Source organism: Amycolatopsis sp. NPDC004378 (genome assembly GCF_053602455.1).
Genome location: NZ_JBSGDR010000020.1, coordinates 13,135 through 30,005, shown reverse-complemented (window position 1 = coordinate 30,005; position 16,871 = coordinate 13,135). Strand labels below are relative to the sequence as shown.

Genomic DNA, 16,871 nt, shown 5'->3' with positions numbered 1-16,871 from the left:
ACAGACCGACGGTTCCTTACCGTCGGGGACATAACAGACCGCCGGTCCGCAAGGGCCGCCACGAAGGGACCCACCATGGGCGAGAACTGGACCGAGCGCGACGTGCCGAGTCAGAAGGGCCGCGTCGCCGTCATCACCGGCGCGAACACCGGCCTCGGGTTCGACACGGCGAAGGTGCTGGCCGAGCGCGGCGCGACGGTGGTGCTGGCCGTCCGCGACGTCGAGAAGGGCAAGCAGGCCGCCGCCAAGCTGGGCACCGGTGCCGACGTCACCGTGCAGGAGCTGGACCTCGCTTCACTGGACTCGGTCCGCACCGCCGCGGCCGACCTGCACGGCACGCTGCCCAAGATCGACCTGCTGATCAACAACGCCGGCGTGATGTACCCGCCGCGGCAGACCACGCGAGACGGTTTCGAGCTCCAGTTCGGCACGAACCACCTCGGGCACTTCGCGTTCACCGGCCAGGTGCTGGACCTGCTGCTGCCCGTCGAGGGCTCGCGCGTGGTGACGGTCGCCAGCATCGCCCACCGCATCCGCGCTTCGATCCACTTCGACGACTTGCAGTGGGAGAACTCCTACGACCGCGTCGCAGCGTACGGGCAGGCGAAGCTCGCCAACCTGATGTTCCACTACGAGCTGCAGCGCCGCCTCGCCGCGCACGGCACCACGACCGCCGTCGCCGCCCACCCCGGCGTCGCCCGCACGGAGCTGATGCGCAACTCCCCCGCCGTCGCCCGCGCTCTCTTCCCGCTGGTCGCGCCGCTGTTCACGCAGAGCTCGGAGCGGGGCGCGCTGCCGATCCTGCGCGCGGCGACCGACCCCGCGGCGCTCGGCGGCCAGTACTACGGCCCGGCCGGCCTGGGTGGCTACCGCGGCCGCCCGGAGGTCGTCGCCTCGAGCCCGCAGTCCTACGACGTGCGCGTCCAGCAGCGGCTGTGGGCGGTTTCCGAAGAGCTCACGGCGGTGAAGTTCCCGGTCGGCTGACGGCCGGGGCCACGAAGGCCTGCTTCGGCAGGCGGGCGAGCACGCCGCTCGCGCCGTGCGCGATGAGCCGTTCCCGGCTGTCACCCAGCGGGCGCGGGCGGGTGTGGTGGAACGACAGCACCCCCAGGATCTCGCCACCGGGGGTGCGCAGCGGGTAGGAGGCCACGGCGAGGGAGCCCGCGTCCAGCAGCGTCTCCCGGATGGCGCGCTCGGTGAAGAACCGGCTTTCGGCGATGTCCTCGATGAGCACGGGCTCGCCCGTGGCCAGGGCCCGGCCGCACGCCGTGAGCGTTTCGGCGTCGACGGCGGCGAAGAAGTCCAGGAAATCCTGGGCGAAGCCGTGGTGGCCGCCGATGTGGAGCGTGCCGCGGTCGAGGAACTGCAGGTCGCACGCGTCGGCAGCGGTCAGCGCCGCGGCGAGGGTGGCGTGCACGAACCCGACCGCGTCGGCGATGGCGAGGAATTCGGGGTCGAACAGCACCGCGACGTCGCTGCCCGCGCGCTCGCGGGCCCGCTCCCGCAGCTGCTTGCGGCTGGCGCGGACCTCGGAGTCGACGACGCTCTGGTGGAACCGGGCCGCGAGCTGCCCGCGCAGCCGGGCGGAGTGGCGTTGCAACTCGGCGGCCTGGGCAAGCAGTTGCCGCGCTTCGTAGCTCACGTTCGCATGGTCGCTCGTGACGGCCGAAACGTCCAGAAGCCGGCCGTCCGCTCAGCCGGCCAGGACGCGGCGGATCCGCGCCACCGAGGGCGTCTCGTCCTCGAAGAGGCACTGGAGCTGGTAACCGTCGGCGGCCGCGGCCAGGCGGACCGCCTCGGCCGCCGGCAGCAGGTCCGCCAGCACTTCGCGCAGGTGTGCGTTCGAGGCCCGGCTCACCTGCCGGAACGCCTCGTCCCGCATGCCCAGCAGGTACAGCTCGTAGGCGACGACGCTGGTCGGGCGCTGCTCGGTCAGCTGGTGGTGGACCAGCTCGGCGAGGCGGCGCACGACGTCCGGCGGGCGCGTCCCGGCGAGCCGCTCCGTGAGGGTGTCGGAACGCAGCCGCAGCACTCGGGCGCTCGCCTCGAGCAGCAGCCCCGGCACGGACTCGAAGTGGTAGGCCACCGACCCGACCGGGACGCCGGCTTCGGCCGCCACCGAGCGGGCCGTGACGCTCGCGATCCCGCTGCGGTGAACCACCCGGATGGCGGCACCGAGGATCCGCTCCCGCCGCTCGGGGTCATTCGGGGTGTTCTTCGGCCGCACCGGTCCCCCTCCGCGCGTTGATCAGCATGACACCGGCCACCACGAGCCCGACCCCGGCCCACGCCGCCGGGGACAGGCGATCCGCGAACAGCACCGCCGCGAGCAGGGCGACCCCGGCGGTGCCCGCGCCCGTCCAGACGACGTACGCGACGCTCATCGGCACCACCTTGAGCGCGAACGCCAGCGCGACGGTGGTGGCGCAGTAGGCCAGCACCGAGACGACCGAGGGCACCAGGACGGTGAACCCGTGGGACGCCGTGAGCGTGAGCGTGGCCAGGACCTCCAGCAGGACGGTGGCGGCCAGGCACAGCCACCCGCGCGCCGGGCTCATCCCGCCACCCCCAGCAGCGCGACCCCGGCCAGGGTAAGCGCCATGCCCGCCAGCTGCACGGGGCTGGTCCGCACCGCGAAGAAGATCCGGTCGACGAGGACCAGGACGACGGCCGCCGTCCCCGTCCACACCGCGTAGACGACTCCGACGGGCAGCCGCTGGACCAGCCAGGACAGCAGCAGGGTGGCGGCGGCGAAGGAGGCGATCGCGGCCAGCCCGGGCACCCGGCGGGCGAACCCGCGGGAGGCGCGGGTGAACAGCGTCCCCGACAACCCCGAAGCGATGGCGAGCGCGAGCACGGCGAACGTCATGCCGGCCAGAGTATGTACACGCGTTCATACTTGGCAAGGTGCTCAGAGCCAGTCGTGCTCGCGGGCGTAGCGGGCCGCCTCGTGGCGGGTGCGCGTCTGGGTCTTCTGCATCGCGTTCGACAGGTAGTTGCGGACCGTGCCCTCGGCCAGGTGCAGCTGACCCGCGATGTCGGCCACCGAAAACCCCTCGCGGGTCGCGCGCAGCACGTCGATCTCGCGGTCGGTCAGCGGGCAGTCGTCGACGACCGCGAGGGCCGAGACGTCCGGGTCGATCCAGCGCTTGCCCGCGTGCAGGGTCCTGATCACCGACGTGATGTGCGCCGGCTCGGCCGCCTTGCTGACGAAGCCCTGGACGCCGAGCTTCAGCGCCTTGCGCAGCACGCCCGGCCGGGCGTGCCGGGTCAGCATCAGGATCACCTGCTGCGGCCGCGCCCGCCGGATCTCCGCGACCGCGCCGAGACCGTCCACAGTGGGCATTTCGAGGTCGATGACGAGCACGTCCGGCTCGTGCCGCAGCGTCGCCGCCACCGCCTGCTCGCCGTCTTCGGCCTCGGCGAGCACGGTGATCTCGCCTTCGAGGGGCAGCAGCGACGCCAAGGCCTTGCGCAGCAAGGCTTCGTCGTCGGCGAGCACCACCGTGGTCATCGGACGTCCTCCTTCGGCCCGGGGAAGGCCGCCGCCGTCAGGAACCGGCCGTCCTGACGCGACACTTCCAGCTCGCCGCCGTTCGCCGCCACCCGGTCCCGCAGCGCCGAAAGTCCGCTGAGCTCGGGCGGGCCGGCCTCGGCGACGCCGTCGTTGACGATCGCGATCCCCGACCGCGAAAGCGTGATCCGCACCTGCCGGGCCTCGGCGTGGCGCAGGATGTTGGTCGTCGTCTCGCGCAGCACCTGGCCGAGCAGCTCGCCCGCGCGGGTGTCCACTTCGGCCTCCCGCTCGACGCGCACGTGGATGCCCGCGGCTTCGAAGAGGTTCTTCGCGTTCTCCAGCTCGGCGGACAGGTTGAGCCGGCGCTGGGCGTAGGCGAGCTCCTTGGTCTGGACGATCGTGTCGCCGACCAGGGTGTGCACCTCCCGCAGCTCCTCGCGCGCCCGGGCGGGGTCGCGGTCCAGCAGCTTCTCGGCCAGCGCGACCTTCAGCTTCACGACGTGCAGCGTGTGGCCCTGGATGTCGTGCAGGTCGCCGGCGAAGCGCACGCGCTCGCGGATGACCGCCAGCTCCGCCTCCCGTTCCCGCGACTGCTCGAGCTCCGCGATCAGGTCGAAGAACCGCTGGCTGACGAACATGAACGCGGTCGTGATCAGCACGGCGACCGCGGGGATCGCGACGTACTGCAGCAGGCGGGGCACCAGCCGGTCGTCGTGCACCAGCAGGTTCGCCGACCCGAGGACGGCGACCAGGCCGCCGAGCCCGAAGAGGGCCGCGAGCCGGTGGCGCCGCAGCGGCGGGATGAGGAACGAGCCGACGAGGGACAGCCCGTAGAACGCGGCGGTGTCGTCGGTCAGCGCCCCGGCCAGCCAGACCACCGCGGTGACGACCAGGCTCGGGCGGGCGACGCGGAGGTAGTCGCCCGCGGTCCAGCGTTCGGCCGTCGCGAGGGCCGCGATCAGCCCGACGAGCTGGATCACGACGTGCCACCACGAGTGGGCCGTGAACACCAGCAGCAGGACGCCGACGAACGCGAGCGGCGGGATCGTGGTGATCAGGTTCAGCCGGCGCAGCCGCTCCTGGACCGCCCCGCCGGTCCAGGAGCTCCTGCGCGCGATCGTGGGCACCTCCATGCTCCCGAGCGTAACGGGATCGGCGGGCGCCACCAGTGACACTGCGTCATGTGTCGGGGTGACGTCAGCACACTGCCGGACGGCGGTGCGCACCGCTGGAATCGGAGCATGTCCACGACACCCGTCATCGACGTCGATCGCTTGAACCTCACCTATGGCGGTTTCGCCGCCGTGAAAGACCTTTCGTTCCAAGTGGAACGCGGCGAGCTGTACGCGCTGCTCGGCACCAACGGCGCCGGCAAGACCTCCACCCTCGAGACGGTCGAAGGCCACCGCCAGCCGGCTTCGGGGACCGTGCGGGTGTTCGGGAAGGATCCGCGCGACCGAGCCGCCGTCCGGCCGCGGCTGGGGATCATGCTGCAGGAGAGCGGGTTCTCCCCCGACCTGACCGTGGCCGAGAGCGTCCGGCTGATCGGGCGGCTCACCGAGCGGGCCGACGACGCCGGGCGCGTGCTCGGGCTCGTCGGCCTCACCCGCAAGGCGAGCACGAAGGTCGGCCAGCTCTCCGGCGGCGAGAAGCGGCGGCTGGACTTCGCCACCGCCGTGTACGGCACGCCCGAGCTGGTCTTCCTGGACGAGCCCACGACCGGCCTCGACATCCAGTCGCGCGACGCGCTCTGGGACGCGGTGGACCGGCTGCGCGAAGACGGCTCGACCGTCGTCCTCACCACGCACTACCTCGAGGAAGCCCAGCAGCGCGCCGACCGCATCGGCCTGATGCACCAGGGCGAATTCCACCGCGAAGGGACCGTCGCCGAGCTGACGCGGACCCTGCCGGCGACCATCCGCTTCGGCCTGCCACCGCACACGCCGGCCCCACCGCTGCTCGCCACGCGCGGCGCGGACGGGCAGTTCCTGGTCGAGACCTTCGGCCTGCAGAAGGACCTCCACACGCTGCTCGGCTGGGCGCAGGACCACGCCGTGGAGCTGCACGACCTCCAGGCCGGGCCGACGCGGCTCGACGACGTCTTCCGCGCCATCGAAAACTCCTGAGGAAGGGACCATTCCCATGTGGACGATCGCTCGCGGCGAGCTGATCCAGATCTTCCGGAACCGGCTCGTCCTGGTCACCGCGCTGGTGCTGCCGGCCGCGCTCAGCGCGTTCTTCATCGCCAAGCGCGACCTGTTCACGCAGGCCGGCAGCCTCGGCTACATCGCTTCGCTGGCCTTGTTCTTCGTGGCCGGCATCGGGCTCTACACCACGACGGTGACGACGCTGGCCGCCCGGCGCCAGAACCTGTTCCTCAAGCGCCTGCGCTCGACCGCGGCGGGCGACGCCGGCATCCTCGGCGGCCTGGTGCTGCCGATCACCGTGCTGTCGGTGCTGCAGATCGCGGTGATCCTCGGCGCGCTGGCGGTCGTCGCCGGGAAGCCGGCGAACCCGCTCCTGCTGGTCGCGGCCGTGGTGTCCACCGTGGTCATGATGCTGGCGCTGGGGCTGGCCACGGCGGGGCTGACGAACTCGCCCGAGCACGCGCAGGTGACAACGCTGCCGGTCAGCGTCGGCGTGATCGCCGTCTCGGGCTGGGTCGGGCTCACCGGCACCGGCGACCTCACGCTGCTCAAGCGCCTGCTCCCGGGCGGATCGGCGACCGAGCTGGTGCTCGACGCCTGGAACGGCGGCCGCCCGGTCGTCGACTCGCTGGCCCTGTTCGGCCCGACCCTCGCCTGGGTCGCCGTCGCCGTCGCGCTGGCCACGCGGCTCTTCCGCTGGGAACCGCGCCGCTGACCGGCGGCCGGAATCGAACGAGGGGAACCACCATGCGCACCACCCTGCTGGCCGCCGCCGTCGCCGTGCTCGGCGCGACGGCCGTGGCCCCCGCGGCGTCCGCCGCTCCGGCCGGCCTCGACTGGGGGCCGTGCCCCGCCGGGGCCGTCCCGACCCCCGACCTGCAGTGCACGACGATGAAGGTCCCGCTGGACTACCGGAACCCGGACGGCCCGGAGATCGACGTCGCGGTTTCGCGGCTGCCCAGCAAGAACCCGGCGAAGCGGCGCGGCGTGCTGCTGACCAACCCGGGCGGTCCCGGCGGCGAAGGCCTCGCCTACCCGGAGGTGCTCAAGCTCTTCAAGCTGCCGCAGAGCGTGCTCGACGAGTACGACGTCATCGGGTTCGACCCGCGCGGCGTCGGGCACAGCACGCCCGTGACGTGCGACCTGACGACCGAGCAGATGATGATCGGGAACCTGCCGTACGCGCACGGCCCGGCCGACGTCGTGAAGCAGGCGAAGGTCGCGAAGACCGAGGCCGAGCAGTGCGCCGGCGCCAGGACGGGGTCGATGCTGCCCTACACGACCACGGCGAACACCGCGCGGGACATGGACCGGATCCGCACGGCACTCGGTGAGTCCACGGTGTCCTACCTCGGCGCGTCCTACGGCACGTACCTGGGGGCGGTGTACACGACGATGTTCCCGGACCGCAGCGACCGGTTCGTGCTCGACAGCAACCTCGGGCCGGGCGGCTACGACATCGACGCGATGCGCGCGTTCGGCCGCGGGATGGAGGACCGGTTCCCGGACTTCGCGAAGTTCGCCGCGGCGCACCCGGAGTACGGGCTCGGCGCGACGCCGGCGCAGGTGACCGCCAAGTTCCACGAGCTGGCCGCCCGGCTGGACCGGACGCCGGTCGAGGGGATCACCGGCTCACTCTTCCGTGGCTTGACGTTCGAAGGGCTCTACGCCAACGATCTGACGAAGCTGGCCGGCGACTGGCAGGGCCTCGACCACGGCAAGGCACCGAAGCCGCCGGAAGGCGTGACGGCCCCGGCGGACAACCTGTTCGCGGCGCGGTTCGCGGTGCTCTGCGGGGACTCGGCGTGGCCGCGGTCGGTGGCGGGCTACCAGCTGGACGTGGCCGTCGACCGGGTCCGGTATCCCTTGCTGGGCGCGGCTTCGGCGAACATCGCGGCCTGCGCGTTCTGGCCGGCGACGCCGCTGGAGCCGAAGGTGCGGATCACCGGCCGCGGGCCGTCGAACGTGCTGATGGTGCAGAACGAGCGTGACCCGGGAACGCCGTTGGCGGGCGCCCGCGAGCTGCGCGCGGCGTTCGGCGACCGCGCCCGGATGGTGACGATCGACCAGGGCGGGCACGGGGCGTACCTGTTCGCACCGAACAAGTGCGGCAACACCACGGTGACGGACTTCCTCACGACGGGCACGCGTCCCGCGCGGGATCGGTTCTGCGCCGCGGAAACCCCCTGACCGCCGGGGACGAGGCCGCCGGTGTCCCTGGGAGTGACAGGACCAGGCACCGGCGGTCACCTCGGCTTACAGTCGGGGCATGACCGGCGAAAACCTCCTGGGCGACCACCTCCGCGCCCGCCGGGAGCTGCTCACCCCCGAGCAGGCCGGGATCCCCGCCGCCGGTCTGCGGCGGGTTCCCGGACTGCGCCGGGAAGAGGTCGCGATGCTGGCCGGCATCAGCGCCGACTACTACCTGCGCCTGGAGCAGGGCCGCGACCGCAACCCGTCGAGGCAGGTCCTCGAGTCCCTGGCCCGGGTGCTCCAGCTCGACGACGACACCACGGCGTACCTGCTCGGCCTCGCCGATCCCCCGCCGCGGCGCCGGCGGCGCCGACGTCGCCGGGAGACCGTCCCGCCCGGGACCGTCAAGTTCCTGGCCGCGGTCGGGCTGCCCGCGTTCGTCGAAGGCCGCTACCTGGACGTGCTGGCCGCGAACCCGCTCGCCGCGGCCCTCTCACCGCGTCTCGTGGCCGGCGGCAACCGGCTGCGCGACGTCTTCCTCGACCCGGCCGAGAAAGCCCTGTTCCCCGACTGGGAAAGGGCCACCCGGGGGCTGGTCGCCGGGTTCCGCCAGGCCGTCGGGACCGACACCGGCGACCCGCGGTTCATCGAGCTCGTCGGGGAGCTTTCCCTGGCCAGTCCGCGGTTCCGCGAGCTGTGGGCGCGGCACGACGTGGCGAACCGGCGGGGCGCGACCGTGCGGTTCGACCACCCACAGGTCGGCGAGCTGGTGCTGAACCGCGAGAAGCTGCTCCTCAGCGACGCACCCGGGCTCGTGCTCGCCGTCTACCACCCCGACCCCGGCACGGACGCCGCCGACAAGCTCGCGCTCCTCGGCTCCGCCGCCCTTGCACCCGCGCCATCCCCAGCACAGGAAGAGAAGCACGCATGAGCAAGCTCGCCCTCGTCACCGGCGCCACCTCCGGAATCGGCCGGGCGTTCGCCGACCGCCTCGCCGCCGACGGGTACGACCTCGTCGTCGTCGGACGGCGACAGGAGCGGCTGGACGAGTTCGCCGCCGCGCACACCGGCGTCAAGGTCCGCGCCGTCGCCGCGGACCTCTCGACCGACGAAGGCATCGGCGCCGTCGCGGAAATCTGCGCCACCGAGCCGCTCGACCTGCTGGTGAACAACGCCGGAGTCGCGCACTACATGCCACTGGCCGACCTGCCCGCCGCCCAGGCGTCCGAACTGGTCAAGGTCAAGGTCCTCGCGCCGACCCTGCTCGCCCGCGCGGCCGTCGGGGGCATGCAGGAACGCGGCGACGGCACGATCGTCAACGTGGCCGGCATGATCGCCTTCAGCGGACCCGCGCCGAGCTCGCAGCTGCCGCGCCGCGCGGTCTACGCCGGCACGCTCGCCCACCTGGTCGCGCTGTCGCAGACCCTCAGCGCCGAGCTCGACGGCACCGGTGTCCGGATGCAGGTCGTCTGCCCCGGCGTGGTCGCCACCGAGTTCCACGAGCGGCAGGGCCTGGACCTGAGCGCGGTGCCCCGGATGAGCGCGGCCGACGTCGTCACCGCGTCCCTGCGCGGCTTGGAACTCGGCGAGGTCGTCTGCGCCCCCGGCGTCGAAGACCCGGGGCTTCTCGACGCCGTCTTCCGGGCCGACCTGGCCGCGTTCGGCGGCCAGAGCCCCGAACTCGCCGGCCGCTACCGGACCGGCTGAGCCGCTTTCGCGGTGGCCCGCGCGGTCAGCCCCGCGATCGCGGCGGCACCGGCCAGGGACACGGCGATGCCGACGAGCACCGCGGTGTCCCAGCCGGCGGTCAGGCTCGCCGGGGCCGGCGTGCCGTGCACGGACAGCACGCTGACCACGGTGACGCCGAGCGCCGCGCCGACGTAGCGGCTCGTGTTGTTGATGCCGCTGCCCATCCCGGCCCGGTGCGGCGGCACGCTGGCCACCGCTTCCCGGCCCAGCGACGCGTTCACGACGCCGGTGCCGAAGCCGGCCACGACCAGGCTGGGCAGCAGGGACGCCGCCCCCGAGTCCGGCGTGACGAACGCGAGCGGCACCAGTCCCGCGGCCACGACGACCAGGCCGGCGCTCAGCCGCGCGCCGCCGGAGAACGCGGCGGGCAGGTGCCGGGTCAGCAGCGCGGAGACCACGCTCGTCGCCGACCACGCGAGCACCACGAGCGCCGCGGCCGGCGGCCTGAGCGCGAGGCCGTTCTCGAGCACCGTGCACAGGAACGCCATCAGCGCGGTGACCCCGGCGCCCGCGACGAACGCGCCGGTCGTCGCCGACACCAGCGCGGGACGGCGGAAGAGCGCCAGGTCGAGCATCCCGCCGCCGGACCGGGTCTGGTGGGCGAAGAACGCGACGAGCAGCACGACCGCGGCCGCGATCAACGTCAGTTCGAGCGGGCTGGTCCAGCCCTGCCGTCCTTCGGTGAGGGCGGCCAGCAGCGCGGCGAGACCGCCACCCAGCAGCAGCGCGCCGGGCAGGTCGACCGTCCGGGCCCGCCCCGACACGGACTCGTCCAGCAGGACGCGCCCGAGCACGGCGACCCCGAGGGACAGCACCGCGATCACGACGTAGAGCACGCGCCAGCCGGTGTTCAGGGCGGCGCCGGCCAGCGGGCCGATCGCGATGCCCGCGCCGAGGCAGGCACCCCACAGGCCGGTGGCGCGGCCGCGGCCGGCGGCGTCGGGGAACGCGGGCCCGAGCACGGCCAGCCCGCACGCGATCAGCGCGGCGGAGCCGAGGCCTTCGACGACGCGGCCGGCGACGAACGTCAGGGGCCCGGGCGCGACCGCGCACACCACCGACCCGGCGGCGGTGACGACGGCGCCGGCGACGAAGACGCGTCGCCGGCCGAAGTCGTCGCCGATCGCGCCCGCCGGCAGCAGCGCGACGGCCAGGCCGAGGCTCATCGAGCTGAGGATCCACGACGTCGCGACCGCGCCGGCGCCGAGCCCGCCGGCCACCGCCGGGACGATCGAGAGCGGCGCCGTGAAGACGAAGAGCGCGAGCAGGGTCCCGCCGCCGGACGCGACGAGGACGGCTCCGGGGCGGACGGCCATGCGGGCTCCAGATGATTCGGTCACCGAACTCTTTCGCCGCGACGATAGCACGGTTGGTTCGATGAACGAACTCTTTTGTGGCAGACTGGTGGCGTGGCCCTCCCCCGCGAATACAGCAACCAGTCCTGCTCGATGGTCCGCGCCCTCGAGATCGTCGGCGAACGCTGGACGCTGCTGATCGTCCGCGACGCCGTCTTCGGGGTCCGCCGCTTCAGCGACTTCGTCGAGCACCTCGGCATCCCGCGCGCGGTGCTGACCGAACGACTGGAGTTCCTCGTCGGCGAAGGCGTCCTTACGCGCGTCCCGGGCCCCGGCAAGCGCAGCGAGTACGAGCTGACGGCCAAGGGCCTGGGCCTGTGGCCGGTCGTCCGCGCGCTCTCGGCCTGGGGCGACGAGCACTACGCCCCGGACGGACGGCGCCGCGTGTTCCTGCACGCGTCCTGCGAAGGCGAGGTGGGCCCCGCGGGCACCTGCCGGAAGTGCGGCCAGGACGTGCCGATCGCCGACACCCTCCTGACCCCCGGGCCGGGCCTGCCCCCGCCGTCCCCCGGCGACGGCCAGGTCACCGCGATCCTGGCGCGGCCGCGGTCACTGCTGCAGCCGCTGCACTAGCATCTGCCGGACTTCGTCGGCCGTCTCGGCGCCCGCCGCCTGGGTCACCGCCTGCGTGACGGCCGGCACGAGGTCGGCGATCAGCTTGCCGTCGAGCGCCTCGGCGAGCTGCTGCGGGTCGACCGGGTGCGCCGAGCTGTCCGTGATGAGCTTCGTGACCGCGTCCAGCGACGAGCCGAGCGCCGTGATCTTGGCGTCCATGTCCTTGATGAACTGCGCGTAGTTGCGGTTTCCGGTGAGGTCGAAGACGTTGCCCCACATCAGGTGGGCGAAGTCGTCGCTGGTGAAGGCCATGTCGTCCTCCGGGCTGAGGTGGTTGTCGGTGTAGGACTCGTCGAGGTCGACCGCGCCGGCCGAGCCGGGCAGGCTGCCGCCGCTGGTGTACTGGTGCACGTCGTAGCGGCCCGGGTACCGGCCCGCGCCCGCCGCCTCCGGGCGCGCGCCGTACCGCGCGATCACGATCACCAGGCCCGGCACGTCCCACTGGTCCGGCCGCAGCGCGGCGCCGAACGACGCGCTCATGTAGACGGCCGGCCGGAGGCCCGCCGCCGCGACGCGCCGGCAGAAGGCGATCCCGAAGGACCTCGCCGCCGCGTCCGGGCGGAACGGCGCTTCGAGGTCGAGCATCGGCGCGACGCCGGTCGCCCCGAGCCGGCCGACTTCGCCGAGCAGCACCTCCGCCTGCTGTTCGGCACCCGGCGACGGCTGGGCGTAGTGGTACCCGCCGACGGGGATGCCGCGCGACTTCGCGCCGGCCACATGGGTGTCGGGCCGGTGGACGACGCCGCCTTCGGAGCGGGTGTAGGGCGCGCCTCCGTCGGAGACCTTGACCCACGCGAAGGCGATGTCGCTCACCTGGTCCCAGCGAAGCCCACGCTGGTAGAAGGGGTGGACATCGGTTCCTCGTGCCATCGTTCAGCTCCTCACCAGCGCAGGGCCCGACCTGACCGCAGGCTCGCACGAGCCGTCGACAATCCGTCGATCCTGACGCTGGGGGTGCAGCCGACGCCGCGGAGTGGTCAGACTTCGAGCGCCCAGCGCACGTAACGCAGCTTCGGCACGAAACCGGCCTTCGCGAAGATGCCTGAGGCACCGGACGGGCTCGCCGAGTCCACGCTCAGGCTGGCCCGGTCGTACCCCTGTTCACCGGCCGCCCGCAGCGCGTGCGCGATCAGCGCGCCCGCGACGCCCCGGTTCCGGTGCTCCGGACGGGTTCCGACGACCATGAAGTGCGCGTCACGGACGCCGGTGACCGCCGTGTCGGCTTCCCAGTGCATGGTCACGAGCACCCCCACTGGGACCTCGGCGCGCACCAGGAAGCTGGCCTCGGGCCGGAACGTCTGGTTGGTGATCTTGGTGCGCCACAGGTCCGCGGGCATCGGCACCGCGCCCCAGCAGTCCCGGTAGGACTCGTTCCGGACGAGCCGGAAGTCCTCGTCGTCCTCCGCCGACCACGGCTCGATCGTCAGCCCGGCCGGGACGGCCGGGTCGCCGGGCGCGACGTCGAGCGGGCGCTCCATGCGCCGGAAGTACCGGACGGGCGCGAAGCCTTGGGAGCGCAGGAGTTCCGGCAGGCCGGCGATGTGCTCGGCCTTGTGGACGTCGACCACGAGCCGCCGGTCCGGGTGGTGCAGCGCGTGCACGACCTTCGCCGCCGCGATCCCGGCTTCGACGAGCGAGGTGCCCACACCCCGGCGTCGGTACGCCGGATGGACCCCGCCGTCGAGGAACACCCGGTGCGCTTCTTCCGCGGACGGCTTGAAGCGGATCTTCATGTACCCCACCATGACGTCCCCGTCGAACGCGGCGAGGCTCGCGCGTTCGAGGTCCGCGTACGGGTCGATCAGCTCCTGCAGGGTGTCCTCGGCCGTGTAGTTCTCGCCGATCCCGTCCACGGTTTCGACGGTGTTGAGGAGGTCGGCCGACGCCTGGGCGTCCTCGCGGGTCAGCGGGCGCCACGTCAGTTCGGTCATCCGCCGGACGTTATCCGCGCCCGGGACGGCTGTCGCCCGGTTTTCAGGCGGGCCGGAAGGTCCTGCGGTACTCCCCCGGGTTGACGCCCACGGTCTGCGCGAACTGGGTCCGGAAGTTGCTCGGCGACGGGAAACCGACCTGCCCGGCGATCCGGTCGACCGTGTGGTCGGTGATCTCCAGGAGCTCCTGGGCGTGCCGGATGCGCACGCCGGTGAGCCACTGGATCGGGCTCTGCCCGGTCTCCGCCTGGAAGCGCCGGGAGAGCGTGCGGCTGCTCATGCCCGCCGCGCCCGCGATGTCCGCGAGCGTGAGCGCGCGGTGCGCGTTCTCCTCGATCCACGCCAGGGCCTTCTCCAGCGTCGCGGTCTGGTAGGTCGGGCGGTTGCGGAGGATGTACTGGCCCTGCCCGCCGGTGCGCTGCAACGGTGCGACGGCGAGACGGGCCGCGTCGGCCGCGACCGCCACGCCGTAGTCGCGCTCGACGATGTGCAGGCACATGTCCAGCCCCGCCGAAGCACCCGCGGACGTGAGGATCTGCCCGTTGTCGGTGTAGAGCGCGTCCGCGTCGACCCGGACCGCCGGGTACCGGCGCGCCAGGTGGTCGGTGGCGAGCCAGTGCGTGGTCGCCCGCTGCCCGTCGAGCAGGCCCACCTCGGCGAGCGTGAACGCGCCGACGCAGACGGACGCCACCCGCGTTCCCCGGGCGACGGCCGCACGCAGCGCTTCGCCGACGTCAGGCGGCGTGGGCCGGGACGGGTCGTTGCGGCCCGGGACGACGATCAGGTCCGCCCGCCGGGTCTCGTCGAGGCCCGCGCCGACGGCCAGCCGCACCGGGCCGGCGTCGACCACCGGCTCCGGCCCGGCGACGACGATCTTGTAGCCCGGGCGCCCGTCGGGCAGCCGGACGCGCCCGAGCGTCTCGACCGGCGTGGCCAGATCGAACGCGATCACGTCGTCGAGGGCGAGCACCACAACCGTGTACATGCTCCGAAAGTACCCCGTGATCCGCGTGGCGAGATACCGGCGTCCTGTGTCTTGATCGCCACTGTCCGGCGTGGCCGGCGACGCGCAGCATGGCAGCGAACCCAGCCGAAAGGATCACCCGATGCCGAACCCGCTTGCCCAGTTCGTTCTCTTCGACGGCTTCGACCCGCTCGACGCCGTCGCGCCGTTCGAGGTCCTCTCCGGCGGACGGGCGTTCCTGGGCGGTGCGCTGGACGTCGAGTTCGTCTCCGCCGAAGGCGCCCGGGCGGTCGTCTCCGGCACCCCCGGCATCACGCTCACCGCGACCGCCGCGCTCGACCCGGCCGTGCCGGGGTACGTCGTGGTCCCCGGCGCGGCCGGCCCGGTCGACGGCGACCCGGACGAGATCGACACCATCCCGGTGCTCCTCTCGCGGTTCGCCGCCGGCGCCGCGGCCCCGCTGCTGGGCCGGTGCCTCGAAAACCCGGAGATCACGGTGGCGACCGTCTGCGGCGGCTCGCTCGCGCTGGCCATGGCCGGGCTGCTCGAAGGCCGGACCGCGACCACCCACGTCCTCGGCGTCGACCTGCTCGAAGCGGCCGGGGTCACCGCCGTGCGCGCCCGCGTGGTCGACGACGGCGACCTCGTCACGGCCGGCGGCGTCACCTCCGGCCTCGACCTCGGCCTGTACCTGCTCGAACGCGACTTCGGGCCGCGGATCGCGCACGCCGTCGAGGAACTGTTCGAGTACGAACGCCGGGGCACCCCGTGGAAGCACAGCGGGCTCGCCGCGACGGGGGCCGCGTGATGAGCGGGATCACCGGAACCTGGCGCCTGCGCATGAAGACCCCCATCGGCACGATCGACGCCGGCTACCGGTTCACCGAAACCCCCGGCGGAACCACCGGCACGGCCGTCGGGGCCGGCGAAGAGTCCATTTTGGAGGACATCGTTCGCACCGCGACGGCCGAAGGCGAGCGCGTCACCTGGCGGCAGCGCATCACCAAGCCGCTGCGGCTGAACCTCGAATACGACGTCACGGTCACCGGCGACACCCTCGCCGGGCACTCCCGCGCGGGCCGGCTCCCCCGCACCCGCGTCACCGGCGAACGGGCGGGCACGTGACCCCGTTCCTGCTGTCGGTCCACGTCGTCGCCGCGGTCCTCACGATCGGCCCGGTCGCGATCGCCGCGAGCATGTTCCCGGCCGCCGCCCGCGAAGAGCCCCAGAAGACGGCGGTGCTGGGCGTGCTGAACCGGATCACCCGCGTCTACGCCGTGATCGGGGTCTTCGTGCCGGTGTTCGGCATCGCGACCGCGGCCGCATTGGGCGTGCTCGGCGACGCGTGGCTGATCGTCTCGATGGTGCTGACCGCGGCCGCGGCCGTCCTGCTGGTGGCCGTCGTCCTGCCGGGCCAGCAGCGCGTGCTCGACACCGGCCGCCCGGACCGGCGGCTGGCGATGACCACCGGGCTGTTCAACCTGCTGTGGGTGGCCGTGGTCGTGCTGATGGTCTACCGCCCCGGCTCGACGACGGGAGCCACCCTGTGAACCCGCGCCGCACCCTGCACGTCCTCGGCACGGCCGAGCTGACGACGCTCGTCCTCCTGCTGCTCAACCTGGTCACCGTCCACCTCCCGGCGTTCTCCCGGGTCCTCGGGCCGGTGCACGGCCTCGCCTACACGGCCACGGTCATCGCCGCGGTGCTGCCGGCCGGCGGGCGGCACCGGGTCTGGCTGCGGGCCCTGGTCCCCGGGATCGGCGGGCTGCTCGCCGCCCGGGTCATCCGCGCAGGGCCGGACCGAGCCAGCGGCGGACCAGCGCCCGCAGCCCGTCGTCGGTGAGCGGCGGCGTCGACGGGTGCTGCAGGAAGGACATGAAGAGCCGCATCAGGATCTCGGCGAGCCCCTGGAGGTCTTCGTCGGTCGTGACGCCGACCGCGCGCCAGTCCACCGGGAGGTTGCGCAGAATCCTTGTGCCGAACGAGAAAGCGAGCGGCGAGATGACGCCGTCGGTGAAGAAGTCGGCTTCGCCCGCCTGCAGGAGCAGGCCGAGGTAGGGCTCGCCGGGAACGGTCCGGACCGCGAACACCACCGACTCGACAGCGGCCTCCTCCGCGCTGCCGCAGGCGGCCAGGTGGCGTTCCATCCGCCCGGCGAACTCCTCGACCCCGGCCAGGCCGACGGCGCGGAGGATGTCCTTGAGGCCCGGGAAGTAGCGGTAGACGGTCTGCCGCGTCACGCCGGCCTCGGCGGCGACGTCGGACAGGCTGGTCTTGGCCAGCCCGGCCCGGTCGAGGCACGCCGTCGCCGCCTCGACGATCCGCCGGCGCGCCTCGTCTTCCGTGCCGGGCGGGTTGCCCCGCCACCCGTGGTACCCCATGCCGCCCATCTTCCCCGAG

22 protein-coding genes are annotated in these 16,871 nt (G+C 73.1%); 11 read left to right on the top strand and 11 right to left on the bottom strand.

Annotation, left to right across the window (positions count from 1 at the left end; all coding sequences use genetic code 11):
• The first annotated feature begins 75 nt into the window (after positions 1 to 75).
• Positions 76 to 984, top strand: coding sequence for an SDR family NAD(P)-dependent oxidoreductase (locus ACWEN0_RS38975; RefSeq protein ID WP_451985073.1), 909 nt, complete (start codon positions 76 to 78; stop codon positions 982 to 984).
• On the opposite strand, the gene ACWEN0_RS38970 is transcribed toward ACWEN0_RS38975, so the two are convergent.
• From ACWEN0_RS38970 to ACWEN0_RS38945, 6 genes are read right to left on the bottom strand one after another with little or no spacing between them, the layout of a single operon-like run.
• Positions 956 to 1,642 carry a GAF domain-containing protein gene (locus ACWEN0_RS38970; RefSeq protein WP_451985071.1) on the bottom strand — a complete coding sequence of 229 codons (687 nt, stop codon included), beginning with the start codon at positions 1,640 to 1,642 and terminating at the stop codon, positions 956 to 958. The genes ACWEN0_RS38975 and ACWEN0_RS38970 overlap by 29 nt on opposite strands.
• 51 nt (positions 1,643 to 1,693) lie before the next feature.
• A complete protein-coding gene (locus tag ACWEN0_RS38965) occupies positions 1,694 to 2,227 on the bottom strand; it encodes a TetR/AcrR family transcriptional regulator (RefSeq protein WP_451985069.1) in 534 nt (177 codons plus the stop codon).
• Positions 2,202 to 2,558 (bottom strand): DMT family transporter, encoded by a 357-nt coding sequence (locus ACWEN0_RS38960; RefSeq protein WP_451985067.1) that lies wholly within the window; start codon positions 2,556 to 2,558, stop codon positions 2,202 to 2,204. The genes ACWEN0_RS38965 and ACWEN0_RS38960 overlap by 26 nt, the downstream gene beginning before the upstream one ends.
• On the bottom strand, positions 2,555 to 2,869 hold the full coding sequence (locus ACWEN0_RS38955) for a DMT family transporter (protein WP_451985065.1): 315 nt from the start codon (positions 2,867 to 2,869) through the stop codon (positions 2,555 to 2,557). The genes ACWEN0_RS38960 and ACWEN0_RS38955 overlap by 4 nt, the downstream gene beginning before the upstream one ends.
• 42 nt (positions 2,870 to 2,911) lie before the next feature.
• Positions 2,912 to 3,514: a response regulator transcription factor gene (locus tag ACWEN0_RS38950; protein WP_451985063.1), complete on the bottom strand. Its 603-nt coding sequence runs from the start codon at positions 3,512 to 3,514 to the stop codon at positions 2,912 to 2,914.
• A complete protein-coding gene (locus tag ACWEN0_RS38945) occupies positions 3,511 to 4,650 on the bottom strand; it encodes a sensor histidine kinase (RefSeq protein ID WP_451985061.1) in 1,140 nt (379 codons plus the stop codon). The genes ACWEN0_RS38950 and ACWEN0_RS38945 overlap by 4 nt, the downstream gene beginning before the upstream one ends.
• 108 nt (positions 4,651 to 4,758) lie before the next feature.
• Here ACWEN0_RS38945 and ACWEN0_RS38940 point away from each other — a divergent pair, with 108 nt between their 5' ends.
• The 5 genes from ACWEN0_RS38940 to ACWEN0_RS38920 all read left to right on the top strand — a co-directional run bounded on the left by ACWEN0_RS38940 (position 4,759) and on the right by ACWEN0_RS38920 (position 9,564).
• On the top strand, positions 4,759 to 5,643 hold the full coding sequence (locus ACWEN0_RS38940; RefSeq protein WP_451985060.1) for an ABC transporter ATP-binding protein: 885 nt from the start codon (positions 4,759 to 4,761) through the stop codon (positions 5,641 to 5,643).
• Between the two features lie 16 nt (positions 5,644 to 5,659).
• Complete coding sequence (locus tag ACWEN0_RS38935; RefSeq protein WP_451985058.1) at positions 5,660 to 6,379, top strand: ABC transporter permease; 720 nt, start codon at positions 5,660 to 5,662, stop codon at positions 6,377 to 6,379.
• A 32-nt stretch (positions 6,380 to 6,411) separates the two neighbouring features.
• Positions 6,412 to 7,854 (top strand): alpha/beta hydrolase, encoded by a 1,443-nt coding sequence (locus tag ACWEN0_RS38930; RefSeq protein WP_451985056.1) that lies wholly within the window; start codon positions 6,412 to 6,414, stop codon positions 7,852 to 7,854.
• 79 nt (positions 7,855 to 7,933) lie between these two features.
• The gene (locus ACWEN0_RS38925) at positions 7,934 to 8,788 is read left to right on the top strand and encodes a helix-turn-helix domain-containing protein (RefSeq protein WP_451985054.1); all 855 of its coding nucleotides are present in this window, start codon (positions 7,934 to 7,936) and stop codon (positions 8,786 to 8,788) included.
• Positions 8,785 to 9,564 carry an SDR family NAD(P)-dependent oxidoreductase gene (locus ACWEN0_RS38920; protein WP_451985052.1) on the top strand — a complete coding sequence of 260 codons (780 nt, stop codon included), beginning with the start codon at positions 8,785 to 8,787 and terminating at the stop codon, positions 9,562 to 9,564. Before ACWEN0_RS38925 ends, ACWEN0_RS38920 begins: the two co-directional genes overlap by 4 nt.
• On the opposite strand, the gene ACWEN0_RS38915 is transcribed toward ACWEN0_RS38920, so the two are convergent.
• Complete coding sequence (locus tag ACWEN0_RS38915; RefSeq protein ID WP_451985050.1) at positions 9,549 to 10,922, bottom strand: MFS transporter; 1,374 nt, start codon at positions 10,920 to 10,922, stop codon at positions 9,549 to 9,551. The genes ACWEN0_RS38920 and ACWEN0_RS38915 overlap by 16 nt on opposite strands.
• A gap of 93 nt (positions 10,923 to 11,015) precedes the next feature.
• On the opposite strand from ACWEN0_RS38915, the gene ACWEN0_RS38910 reads away from it, so the two are divergent.
• A complete protein-coding gene (locus ACWEN0_RS38910) occupies positions 11,016 to 11,534 on the top strand; it encodes a winged helix-turn-helix transcriptional regulator (protein ID WP_451985048.1) in 519 nt (172 codons plus the stop codon).
• Here ACWEN0_RS38910 and ACWEN0_RS38905 read toward each other — a convergent pair.
• From ACWEN0_RS38905 to ACWEN0_RS38895, 3 genes are all read right to left on the bottom strand, one after another.
• Positions 11,511 to 12,446, bottom strand: coding sequence for a glycoside hydrolase family 25 protein (locus ACWEN0_RS38905; protein ID WP_451985046.1), 936 nt, complete (start codon positions 12,444 to 12,446; stop codon positions 11,511 to 11,513). The two genes, ACWEN0_RS38910 and ACWEN0_RS38905, sit on opposite strands and share 24 nt — an antisense overlap.
• Positions 12,447 to 12,553: 107 nt before the next feature.
• Positions 12,554 to 13,507 (bottom strand): GNAT family N-acetyltransferase, encoded by a 954-nt coding sequence (locus tag ACWEN0_RS38900; protein WP_451985044.1) that lies wholly within the window; start codon positions 13,505 to 13,507, stop codon positions 12,554 to 12,556.
• A 43-nt stretch (positions 13,508 to 13,550) separates the two neighbouring features.
• A complete protein-coding gene (locus tag ACWEN0_RS38895) occupies positions 13,551 to 14,492 on the bottom strand; it encodes a GlxA family transcriptional regulator (protein ID WP_451985042.1) in 942 nt (313 codons plus the stop codon).
• 121 nt (positions 14,493 to 14,613) lie between these two features.
• Here ACWEN0_RS38895 and ACWEN0_RS38890 point away from each other — a divergent pair, with 121 nt between their 5' ends.
• The 4 genes from ACWEN0_RS38890 to ACWEN0_RS38875 are packed head-to-tail and all read left to right on the top strand — an operon-like array spanning position 14,614 to position 16,314.
• Positions 14,614 to 15,279, top strand: coding sequence for a DJ-1/PfpI family protein (locus tag ACWEN0_RS38890; protein WP_451985040.1), 666 nt, complete (start codon positions 14,614 to 14,616; stop codon positions 15,277 to 15,279).
• Positions 15,279 to 15,596 carry a hypothetical protein gene (locus ACWEN0_RS38885; RefSeq protein ID WP_451985038.1) on the top strand — a complete coding sequence of 106 codons (318 nt, stop codon included), beginning with the start codon at positions 15,279 to 15,281 and terminating at the stop codon, positions 15,594 to 15,596. Before ACWEN0_RS38890 ends, ACWEN0_RS38885 begins: the two co-directional genes overlap by 1 nt.
• The gene (locus ACWEN0_RS38880) at positions 15,593 to 16,021 is read left to right on the top strand and encodes a hypothetical protein (protein ID WP_451985036.1); all 429 of its coding nucleotides are present in this window, start codon (positions 15,593 to 15,595) and stop codon (positions 16,019 to 16,021) included. Before ACWEN0_RS38885 ends, ACWEN0_RS38880 begins: the two co-directional genes overlap by 4 nt.
• Positions 16,018 to 16,314, top strand: coding sequence for a hypothetical protein (locus tag ACWEN0_RS38875; protein WP_451985034.1), 297 nt, complete (start codon positions 16,018 to 16,020; stop codon positions 16,312 to 16,314). Before ACWEN0_RS38880 ends, ACWEN0_RS38875 begins: the two co-directional genes overlap by 4 nt.
• On the opposite strand, the gene ACWEN0_RS38870 is transcribed toward ACWEN0_RS38875, so the two are convergent.
• On the bottom strand, positions 16,253 to 16,852 hold the full coding sequence (locus ACWEN0_RS38870; protein WP_451985032.1) for a TetR/AcrR family transcriptional regulator: 600 nt from the start codon (positions 16,850 to 16,852) through the stop codon (positions 16,253 to 16,255). The genes ACWEN0_RS38875 and ACWEN0_RS38870 overlap by 62 nt on opposite strands.
• Positions 16,853 to 16,871 lie beyond the last annotated feature (19 nt).

What these genes read in the sequence shown, in the direction of transcription:
- ACWEN0_RS38975 (WP_451985073.1), top strand. Translation starts at nt 76, where the DNA reads ATGGGCGAGAACTGGACCGAGCGCGACGTGCCGAGTCAGAAGGGCCGC.
- ACWEN0_RS38960 (WP_451985067.1), bottom strand. Translation starts at nt 2,558, where the DNA reads ATGAGCCCGGCGCGCGGGTGGCTGTGCCTGGCCGCCACCGTCCTGCTG.
- ACWEN0_RS38955 (WP_451985065.1), bottom strand. Translation starts at nt 2,869, where the DNA reads ATGACGTTCGCCGTGCTCGCGCTCGCCATCGCTTCGGGGTTGTCGGGG.
- ACWEN0_RS38950 (WP_451985063.1), bottom strand. Translation starts at nt 3,514, where the DNA reads ATGACCACGGTGGTGCTCGCCGACGACGAAGCCTTGCTGCGCAAGGCC.
- ACWEN0_RS38945 (WP_451985061.1), bottom strand. Translation starts at nt 4,650, where the DNA reads ATGGAGGTGCCCACGATCGCGCGCAGGAGCTCCTGGACCGGCGGGGCG.
- ACWEN0_RS38940 (WP_451985060.1), top strand. Translation starts at nt 4,759, where the DNA reads ATGTCCACGACACCCGTCATCGACGTCGATCGCTTGAACCTCACCTAT.
- ACWEN0_RS38935 (WP_451985058.1), top strand. Translation starts at nt 5,660, where the DNA reads ATGTGGACGATCGCTCGCGGCGAGCTGATCCAGATCTTCCGGAACCGG.
- ACWEN0_RS38930 (WP_451985056.1), top strand. Translation starts at nt 6,412, where the DNA reads ATGCGCACCACCCTGCTGGCCGCCGCCGTCGCCGTGCTCGGCGCGACG.
- ACWEN0_RS38925 (WP_451985054.1), top strand. Translation starts at nt 7,934, where the DNA reads ATGACCGGCGAAAACCTCCTGGGCGACCACCTCCGCGCCCGCCGGGAG.
- ACWEN0_RS38920 (WP_451985052.1), top strand. Translation starts at nt 8,785, where the DNA reads ATGAGCAAGCTCGCCCTCGTCACCGGCGCCACCTCCGGAATCGGCCGG.
- ACWEN0_RS38915 (WP_451985050.1), bottom strand. Translation starts at nt 10,922, where the DNA reads ATGGCCGTCCGCCCCGGAGCCGTCCTCGTCGCGTCCGGCGGCGGGACC.
- ACWEN0_RS38905 (WP_451985046.1), bottom strand. Translation starts at nt 12,446, where the DNA reads ATGGCACGAGGAACCGATGTCCACCCCTTCTACCAGCGTGGGCTTCGC.
- ACWEN0_RS38900 (WP_451985044.1), bottom strand. Translation starts at nt 13,507, where the DNA reads ATGACCGAACTGACGTGGCGCCCGCTGACCCGCGAGGACGCCCAGGCG.
- ACWEN0_RS38895 (WP_451985042.1), bottom strand. Translation starts at nt 14,492, where the DNA reads ATGTACACGGTTGTGGTGCTCGCCCTCGACGACGTGATCGCGTTCGAT.
- ACWEN0_RS38890 (WP_451985040.1), top strand. Translation starts at nt 14,614, where the DNA reads ATGCCGAACCCGCTTGCCCAGTTCGTTCTCTTCGACGGCTTCGACCCG.
- ACWEN0_RS38885 (WP_451985038.1), top strand. Translation starts at nt 15,279, where the DNA reads ATGAGCGGGATCACCGGAACCTGGCGCCTGCGCATGAAGACCCCCATC.
- ACWEN0_RS38870 (WP_451985032.1), bottom strand. Translation starts at nt 16,852, where the DNA reads ATGGGGTACCACGGGTGGCGGGGCAACCCGCCCGGCACGGAAGACGAG.